Source organism: Streptomyces brasiliensis (assembly GCF_014647875.1).
In the GTDB taxonomy this organism is placed as follows: Bacteria; Actinomycetota; Actinomycetes; order Streptomycetales; family Streptomycetaceae; genus Streptomyces; species Streptomyces brasiliensis.
In genome coordinates, this window is the sequence record NZ_BMQA01000137.1 from 1 (window position 1) to 8,868 (window position 8,868).

Sequence of the window (8,868 nt, forward strand, 5' to 3'; positions counted from 1 at the left end):
GTACCGCTCGCCCGCCTGCTTGTAGTCGTTGGCACGCGGGATGCGCTTGCGGGTGAGCCGACCGCGGAGCTCCGGGCCCTGCTCCTCGTGGGTCGGGTAGTGGCCCTCGACCAGGCCGTTCATGAGGGAGGCGCCCAGCTCTACTCCGACAGCATCGCCACGCCTACGCCGCAGACCTTCAACGTGGCCTCCCCACCGGAACAGCAAATCCGGCTTCGGAGTTGACCCGCCGTCCGGAGATGACGGATCACGCGCTGCACACCGGCCCATATCCATCAGGTTTGAGCTGGCTCGCTGCTTACGGAGCTTCATCCACTGGTTCGCTCTCGCTACACCTTCTGACCTCGCTATGCGGACCCGCACCGTCCGGTAGTCCCGGCACGTCCCGCCGTTGTCGGGGCCGCTTGCCACCCTCCCCGGCGTTCCCTGGATCAGGCTGCCCCCAGCTTCACCAGGCCGCTGCGACGGCCCGGTGGAGAAGGTCTTTCACCTCCACTCGATTGCATAGCGCCTGGTGGCGCACTTCCGTGCCATAGAAGCTTGACCATATGCCACTGAAGTTTGACCGGTGGCTTGCACTTGCGGAGGCGGCGTGCGCGCGTGAGGCGCGGAGCAGAGAATGGGATCCGCGATCATGGAGTTGCGACGCCCTGTGATCATTGGGAGACCTGTGCCTGCGCTGCCATCATGGCTGACCGAACCGCTGTGGGACCAATTCGCCGCCCTGCTACCGCAGCGCCCCGAGTTCGATCCGACCCACCCGTTGGGCTGCCACCGACGCCGGATCAGTGACCGGATCGTCTTCGACAAGCTGCTGCAGGTCCTCCGGTTCGGCTGCTCCTACGAGGCGATCGCGGACTCCGTCTGCTCGGCCACCACGATCCGCAACCGCCGCGACGAGCGGATACGCCTGGGTCTGTTCGCCCGGCTGAAGCAGATCGCACTGGACGCCTACGACCGCATCGTCGGTCTCGCGCTGGACCAGATCGCCGTGGACGGTGCCATCACCAAGGCCCCCGGCGGCGGCGAGGCGGCCGGACGTTCACCGGTCGACCGGGGCAAGCAGGGCCTGAAACGGTCGGGCATGACCGATGGGTACGGCATCCCGCTCGGCCGCGTCCTGACTGGCGCCAACTGCCACGACTCGCCACTTCTGGCTCCAACTCTCGATCTACTGGCTGAACTTGGGCCGCTCCCTGATGAGATCACCGTGCACCTCGACGCCGGCTACGACTCGGCGAAGTCCCGCACCCTGCTCGCCGAGCGCGGGCTCACAGCCAGATCGCCCAGAAGGGGACCAAGGCGCCGGTCCAGGCCACCCCGCGGTGGCCGGTCGAGCGCACCCACGCCTGGCAGAACGCCTTCCACCGGCTCGCCCGCTGCTACGAACGGCGCGTCAGCGTCATCGAGGTATTCTTCGACCTCGCCGACACGATCATCACCGTCCGTAGTCTGATCCGCCGAGCCTGGACCACCCACCGCTGGGCTACCCGTCCCCAGCACCGGCCATGACCGGTCGCCCACCCGCGCGGCAATAAATCACCGCTAGCCCTCTGAGGCGTATATCTCCTGCAGGAAATCCAGGAGGATCCGGGTGAATTCCTCCGGCTGCTCCATGGTCGTGTAGTGGGCGGCACCGTCCAGCTGCTTGATGCGACCGTTGGGGACGGCGTCCATCAGGGCAGTGACGGTGTTGAGGCAACCGCGTGTGTCCAGGGCGCCGTTGATGGCCAGGACTGGGGCGGTGATGTCCTTGGCGCGGGAAGCCACGTCTTCGACCGGAACGCAGTGGTTTGGCTCGTCCGGGGTGTGCTTCATGAGGGTGCGCATCGCCATCTCCCGTACGTGGCGCACGATTTCGGGGTCGACGTCGTCGAGCGTGCGGGAGGGGCCCGGTACCCACTGGGCGATGCTCTCCAGCCAGCCAGGGATGTCGCCGGCGGCAAGGGCGTTGGCCTGGGCCTCCTGGTGCGCGGCAGACCACGGGTCGCTGAGGTCGGGCTCGCCGATGCCGCGGCCGCTGACGACGAGAGCCCGGACAAGTTCGGGGTACTCGATCGCGGTGTCGATGGCGATGAGCCCGCCCATCGAGACGCCGACCAGGATCGCCGGAGTGCCGCGATCGAGGTGCTGCAGCAGCGCGGCAAGGTCGTCAGCCTGCCGGAATGGCTTGCTCGCGTTCGCGGAGAAGCCGTGGCCGCGGGCGTCGGGGGCGATGACCCGGACGCCCGCGGCGGCCAGGCCGGGGATCAGGTTCTCGAACTGGGTGTGGTCCGCGAAGCCGCTGTGCAGCAGTACCACCGGCCGGCCGTCGCGAGGGCCGGCGTCGCGATAGACGAGCAGGCCGTCCTCTGATGCGTAGGTGTCGAACATGGGCGTGGAGGCGGCGGCCGGTGCGGATATCGACGTCTCATTCATGACAACCAAGGTGTCACATCTGTTGTCGATATGGCAACCGAGGTGTCATCATGATTCAGTGACCGAGACCGACCGCATCCTCTCCCCCGAAGAGCTCCCGGAACGGCTGATGGAGGTCTTCGCCCTCGTCGGACCGCTCTACCGCCGCGTCCAGCGCAAGATCGAGCTAGAGGCCACCCAGGGTCTCTCCGTCGGCGTACGCGCCGTTCTGGACCTGCTGCGCGAGCACGGGCCGATGACCGTCCCCCAGATGGGTCGAGCCCAGTCGCTGAGCCGCCAGTTCGTGCAGCGGATGGTCAATGACGCCGCCGCAAGGAAGCTCGTCGAGAGCATCCCGAACCCCGCGCATCAGCGTTCCTCGCTGATCCGACTGACCGACGACGGCCACGCGGCGATCACGGCCATAGCCGCCCACGAGCACGCCCTGCTGCGCCAGGCGGCTGGCGACCTCACCGACACGGACGTCGCCGCCTGTGTCCGGGTGCTGGGTCGGATGCTGGCGCTCTTCGACGACGTCGATGTCTCGAACGCCGAGCCGCCCTGCTAGCCAGAGGGGCAGTCATCTCCGGATGCGGACAGGCGCCGGTTGCTGTCACGGCGAAAGGCCGCTCCCTGATGAGATCACCGTGCACCTCGACGCCGGCTACGACTCGGCGAAGTCCCGCACCCTGCTCGCCGAGCGCGGGCTGCACGGCCAGATCGCCCAGAAGGGGACCAAGGCGCCGGTCCAGGCCACCCCGCGGTGGCCGGTCGAGCGCACCCACGCCTGGCAGAACGCCTCCACCGACTCGCCCGCTGCTACGAACGGCGCGTCAGCGTCATCGAGGTATTCTTCGACCTCGCCGACACGATCATCACCGTCCGTAGTCTGATCCGCCGAGCCTGGACCACCCACCGCTGGGCTACCCGTCCCCAGCACCGGCCATGACCAGTCGCCCACCCGCGCGGCCTCTGAGGTGCACGTCAGAGCAGTCTTGGGATGCATTCATCCCCGGCGTGAACGCCGGGGCTTTCTGCAAGGAACCCGGTAAGGCGTGAAGCTGACGATGCTGTCGGCCCAGGCCCGGCCTTGCTCGTACAGGGCGATGCCTTCGGCGTTGCAGATGAGCATTCTGCGGTCTCTCATCCGCTGGTTCCATTCCACGAAGGTCACGACGGGGGCCGGGTCCTCCTGGTGGCGCACTCCTCTGGCAGATCCAGCTGCAGGTCGATGGGTTTTGGTGCGGCCCTCACTGGCGCCTGGTGTGACATAACCGATTCCAATGAATCGACTTGTCGACTTATATTCTCCCAGCCCGTATGCGTTACGAGCACGTCAACGGCGAGCCGCCTAGGGGCCGTCGTCTGCCCTGGAGAGGAGCCACTGTGGCAAGCATCCCCCCGCAGCGTGGCGAGTCCACGCGGCTGCGTGCGGTCCGCAAGCCCGTCCCACGGCAGTACCAGGCCATCCACGGCCACCGCTGGGCCTTCCGCATGGCGGGCCAGGGCCCGGCCGTCCTGCTGATCCATGGCATTGGCGACTCCTCGGACACCTGGGCCGATCTGATCCCCGAGCTGGCCCGGCATCACACGGTCATCGCCCCGGACCTGCTGGGCCACGGTCTCTCCGACAAGCCGCGCGGCGACTACTCGGTCCCCGCGTACGCCAACGGCATGCGGGACCTGCTGGGAGTGCTGGACATCGACAGGGCGACCCTGGTCGGGCACTCCCTCGGCGGTGGTGTGGCCATGCAGTTCGCGTACCAGTTCCCGGACCGGACCGAGCGCCTGGCACTGGTGAGCACCGGCGGGGTGGGCCGCGGTGTCACTCCGGCGCTGCGCCTGGCCTCGCTGCCAGGGGCCCACTTGGCTCTGGCCGCGTTGCGACTTCCGACGGTACGGACGCAGACCGCCATCGTGATCCGGCTGCTGCGACTGCTGGACACCGGGCTCGGCGTGGACGCTCCTGATCTGTTGCGCGTGGTGGACGCGCTGCCCGATGCGGCCTCCCGCGACGCGTTCATCCGCACGCTGCGCGCAGTGGTCGACTGGCGCGGTCAGGTGGTGACCATGCTCGACCGCTGCTACCTCACCGCAGGTATGCCGACCCTGCTGGTGTGGGGCGCGCGCGACCAGGTGGTACCCGCCGTGCACGCCAAGGTGGCACACGCGGCGATGCCCGGCAGCCGCCTGGAGATCTTCGAGGACTCGGGGCACTTTCCGTTCCACACCGACCCGCAACGCTTCCTGGCCGTTCTGGAGGACTTCATCGCGACGACAGACCCGGTCAGCCGGCGCACGGAGGAATGGCGGGCGCGGCTGCGCTCTCAGGGGGTCGGACACGCAAGACACGTGCCCGGCCCCCGTCATGGCGGCCCGATCCCTCCCACACACTGACCGCGCTATCCCTCTGAGCACCGGTCGAAGCCCCTCAGCCGTCCACAAGCACGGCCGACGTCACCACGTCCACGGGCCGCAGCCGGACCAGCCGACCAACAAATCAACCGAAGAGGCCGTCGTCGAGAGTCGGCTCTGCTGGCCCCGCGATCCCGACCGCCCCTGACCGACACCCCGACCCCCGACCTCCCGCACATACCGGGCCTCCGCGCGGATACTGCCGTACGGAACCGGGCGGTGCAGAACACGAGCTCAGCAGCCCCTCGGACCGAGCCTTTCGCTACCCATCGGCAAGGATGAATCACGGATGCTGTCCATCGGCCCCCTGGAACACCTGCTACGCACCATCGCCGAACAAACCGCTCACGGCCTGCTCACCATCGGCCCGTACGGCGGCCAGGCCCGCTCCCGGCGCAACGCCGAACAGGCAGCCGACGCGGTCGCGAGAGAGCGACGCGAACGCGAGGAAGTGTCCGCCTGGCTGGCCGACTACCATCCCGCGGAACCGTCGCAGTGATAGAGACCGGGCAACGGGACCTCGTTCGCCGCCACCCGCGCGCTGATGAGGTCGATGGCGGCCGGGCTCCCAGCACCGCCAATCCGTCTGTCCACAGGCCATGTGGACGACGCGTCATCCCCTGTGGAGAAACCACCGTTTTCCCCCAATCATCCGGCACTGGACGACTCGACGGCAGGCGACGACCGTGACATCGCGGCAGAGGCAGTGGTCCGCACTTCCGTGGCCGCCGTCTCCTGGAGAAAAAGGCTCCAAGGCACACAGGCAACTCGTCACACGGCTGAGCAGGCCCCCGAGCCCAGCCTCCGGTGGTGGCGCACACCCATTCCTGGTCTCGACGCCCATGTCCCGGCTGCATTGCCGTCTCGGCGCCATCGCGTGGCCGCACTGGCCGCCGACACCACCAGTCCCGCGTCTACCGCCACCCCGAACAAGGGAAGACCATGTCCTTTAATTCGTGAGTAAGCGGTTCCAGGTCAGCAACCTGCACGCCGTCGAGATCCTCGACTCCCGCGCCCGCCCCACCCTCGCCGTGACCCTCACCACCACCGACGGCACCCGCGTCCGCGCCTGCGTCCCTGCCGGGGTGTCCACCGGCACCCGGGAGGCCGTTGAACTCCGCGACAGCGACCAGACCCGCTACAACGGCCAGGGCGTGCTGACTGCCATCGGCCACATCAACGGCGAGATCGTCCAGGCCCTCACCGGCCGCACCTTCGCCTCGGCCGCGGAGCTCGACCGCGCCCTGCTCGGCCTGGACGGCACCGAGACGAAGTCGCGGCTCGGCACCAACGCCGTCATCGGCGTTTCCCCGGCTGTCATCCGCGCCGAAGCCGCCCTCGCCGGACGGGAGTTGTGGCAGCACCCCGCCCAGATCGCGGGCACCACCCCGCGCCTGCCGGTGCCGCACTTCCACGTCGTCAACGGCGGTGCCCACGCGGTCAACAACCTCGACTTCCAGGAGTTCATGCCGGCCCCGCTCGGCGCTCCCAGCCTGCCCGAGGCCCTCCGCGCCGAAACCGAGGTGTACGCCCGGCTCAAGGCCCGCCTGGCAGCACTGGGCCAGCCCACCGGGCTTGGCGACGAGGGCGGCTTCGCCCCTGCCATCGACCGGCCCGAGGATGTCCTGAAGCTGATTGTCGACGCCATCACGGATGTCGGGTACACCGCCGGCCGGGACGGCGTCGCGATCTGGACCCAGCCGCCAGCCAGTTCCGCGGCTCTGACGGCCTTCATCACATCGCGGGTACCGCCGTCACGAGCGACCAGCTCATCGATCGCGCCTGCCTGTTATGCCGTTGACACCCGGTCATCTGGCGATTACTCCTGCCGCCAGGTCCACCGCGTCCCCGCCAGTCGCGGAGAGCGTGCGCCGGTCCCAGGAGCGCACTGGCCCCCTCGTTCCTCGCCGAACCACGAGGACGCTTCAGGACGGTGTTCACACGTCTGCTGGAGCAGGCGTCCGCTTCGGTGGCACTCCTTCCTTCGTGGCCGCAGGCTGAGGTCAGTGGAATGATCAATTGGGAGGAGCTCATGACCACCGCTTTCGTTCTGTCGGGTGGCGGCAGTCTGGGAGCCGCCCAGGTGGGAATGCTGCGGGCGCTAACCGCCCACGGCATCCGTCCGGATCTTGTCGTCGGCGCCTCGGTGGGCTCCTTGAACGCGGCCTACTTCGCGGCCCGGCCCGACGCGCACGGTGTAGAGGAACTCGTGGAGCTGTGGCGGCAGGTCGGCGAACACGATGTGTACCCGCTCCAGCTGTCTGAAGTGGTGCGCGGGCTGCTGGGCAGCTTCCCCCTGCGCCCGGTACGCGGCGCGGCCGCAGCCTTCGGACTGCGTAACCACGTGTTCCCCATCGACCCTCTGCTGATCCTCCGGGCGGCAGCCGGCAGGGTCAACCACCTCTTCGGCAACCGCCGTTTCCACCGCTTCCTCGACCATGCCCTGCCGCTGAGCCGTATCGAAGACGCGACGCTTGACCTCAGCGTCCTGGCCGCGGACGCCTGTAACGGGCGAGGGGTGCTCCTGACAGGCGGCCCCGCCGTGCCTGCGCTACTGGCCAGCATCGCCGTTCCCGGGTTCCACCCGCCCGTGGAGATCGACGGGCGCCCTCTCATCGACGGGGCCGTAGCCAACGGAACCACCCTGGACCATGCAATCGAACGGGGCGCGGACGAGGTCTACGTTCTCGCACCGAGCCTGTCCTGCCACGTCCCCGCTCCGCCCTCCACGGTTCTGGCGATGACGATCCACGGCTACAACCTGCTGGAGGAGCAGCGCATGAACGCCTCCATCGAGAGGGCGCGCACCCAGGCCAAGCTGCATGTAGTTCCGTCACCGAGCCCGGTCGAAATCTCTCCCATCGATTTCCGGCAGACGGTGCACCTCATGCAAGCGGCCACCCACTCGACCAACCAATGGCTTGACCATGACCGGCAAACCGACTCTTCCCCGGCCACCGGCCCGGAGAGCCGATGAACTCGGTTCGCTCCACGTCCGTCTGCGTGAGATCTGGCGTTCCTCCCCGCAGCCGATGCGCCCCCGGCTCCCGCTGAGGAGAAGGCCATCCCCAGTGGCACCACTGGTCTTGTCGTGGGGCTGGGGCTTGGAGGACGAGCTGGCGGATCGCGGAGCCGCTGCCGCGCCGCTGGACCGGCGCCGGGATCTTACGAGGGCAGATCCGGTAGTTGGTCAAGCCAAGCCGGCTGCCCTCTCGGGCCCTGCCGCAGCTCAAGGCCGACCTCACCACTGGTGGCCGGACTGGGGCCGGAGTGGGCGAGGCCGGCAGCCCGGCACTGCCGTGCCACCACGCACCCCGGCCCTGGGGCCGGCTCACGCCAAACGCTGATATGAGCCCCGGGAAGTGGGCCAACGCGCCGCTACGGATGCGTCTCGTTCTCGTCAACTACCTGGGAATGAGTTCCCGGGTTTGCTGCTCGGGCCGCCACTGGCTGTGGTGGTTCCGGCTGCGTCCAGCTTTCACGCTCGATGGTGTCGCCGGTCAGGCGATGAGGGTGAGGGCAGGGGCCTGTGACTCGGCCCCGCGGACCCACAGGTACCAGCCGCGATGGCCGATATTGCGGGACGCGTTGCGGTCGGCGTGCTCAGCGAAGCCGCACGACCGGCAGGCGAAAACGGCCTGGGAAGGCCGGTTGGCTTTCTCGATGTGATGACATTTGGAGCACTCCCGGCTGGTGTATGCCGGATCGACGTGCACCACCGGGATGCCGGCGCGTTTCGCCTTGTAGGCGATGAACTCGCCGAGCTGGTGGAACGACCAGGAGTGCAACGTGGTGCGCTGGGGCTTTTTCAGCCGGGCCCGTTCACGGACGCCGCTCAGGTCTTCCAGGGCGATGCCGTGTGCGGTGCGTTGAGCCTCCGCCACGATGTGCTTACTGATCTTGTGGTTGATGTCGCGGGCTCGCCGGGCCTCCTTGCCCGCATGCTTCTTCGCCCGTCGCTTGGCAGACTTGGTGGCCTTCGTCTGCAGCGTGGAACGCAGCTTCCGGTCGGCTGCGCGGCGGCGGTTGAGGTGCCGTCCGCTGTGTCGTTTCCCG

The 8,868-nt window shown here is 68.3% G+C and carries 7 protein-coding genes and 2 pseudogenes; 7 read left to right on the forward strand and 2 right to left on the reverse strand.

What is annotated here, in order from left to right:
* Positions 1-670 precede the first annotated feature (670 nt).
* Positions 671-1,512, forward strand: a pseudogene (locus tag IEZ19_RS48345) (IS5 family transposase).
* A 33-nt stretch (positions 1,513-1,545) separates the two neighbouring features.
* On the opposite strand, the gene IEZ19_RS48350 reads toward IEZ19_RS48345, so the two are convergent.
* Positions 1,546-2,418, reverse strand: coding sequence for an alpha/beta fold hydrolase (locus IEZ19_RS48350; RefSeq protein ID WP_189317734.1), 873 nt, complete (start codon positions 2,416-2,418; stop codon positions 1,546-1,548).
* 58 nt (positions 2,419-2,476) lie between these two features.
* Between IEZ19_RS48350 and IEZ19_RS48355 the strand changes: the two genes are divergently transcribed.
* The 6 genes and pseudogenes from IEZ19_RS48355 (at position 2,477) to IEZ19_RS48380 (ending at position 7,789) form a co-directional block, all read left to right on the forward strand.
* Positions 2,477-2,965 (forward strand): MarR family winged helix-turn-helix transcriptional regulator, encoded by a 489-nt coding sequence (locus tag IEZ19_RS48355; protein ID WP_229841695.1) that lies wholly within the window; start codon positions 2,477-2,479, stop codon positions 2,963-2,965.
* 49 nt (positions 2,966-3,014) lie between these two features.
* Positions 3,015-3,346, forward strand: a pseudogene (locus IEZ19_RS48360) (transposase); the annotation flags it as partial.
* Positions 3,347-3,783: 437 nt separating this feature from the next.
* Positions 3,784-4,794, forward strand: a complete 1,011-nt coding sequence (locus tag IEZ19_RS48365) for an alpha/beta fold hydrolase (protein ID WP_373297187.1) — start codon at positions 3,784-3,786, stop codon at positions 4,792-4,794.
* 307 nt (positions 4,795-5,101) lie between these two features.
* Positions 5,102-5,311 carry a hypothetical protein gene (locus IEZ19_RS48370; RefSeq protein ID WP_189317736.1) on the forward strand — a complete coding sequence of 70 codons (210 nt, stop codon included), beginning with the start codon at positions 5,102-5,104 and terminating at the stop codon, positions 5,309-5,311.
* A 457-nt stretch (positions 5,312-5,768) separates the two neighbouring features.
* Positions 5,769-6,827, forward strand: a complete 1,059-nt coding sequence (locus IEZ19_RS48375; RefSeq protein ID WP_229841696.1) for a phosphopyruvate hydratase family protein — start codon at positions 5,769-5,771, stop codon at positions 6,825-6,827.
* A complete protein-coding gene (locus tag IEZ19_RS48380; RefSeq protein ID WP_189317737.1) occupies positions 6,746-7,789 on the forward strand; it encodes a patatin-like phospholipase family protein in 1,044 nt (347 codons plus the stop codon). The genes IEZ19_RS48375 and IEZ19_RS48380 overlap by 82 nt, the downstream gene beginning before the upstream one ends.
* Positions 7,790-8,312: 523 nt before the next feature.
* Here the strand turns inward: IEZ19_RS48380 and IEZ19_RS48385 are convergent.
* Positions 8,313-8,868 (reverse strand): RNA-guided endonuclease InsQ/TnpB family protein (locus IEZ19_RS48385; protein ID WP_229841697.1); only part of this gene is annotated, 556 nt, incomplete at its 5' end.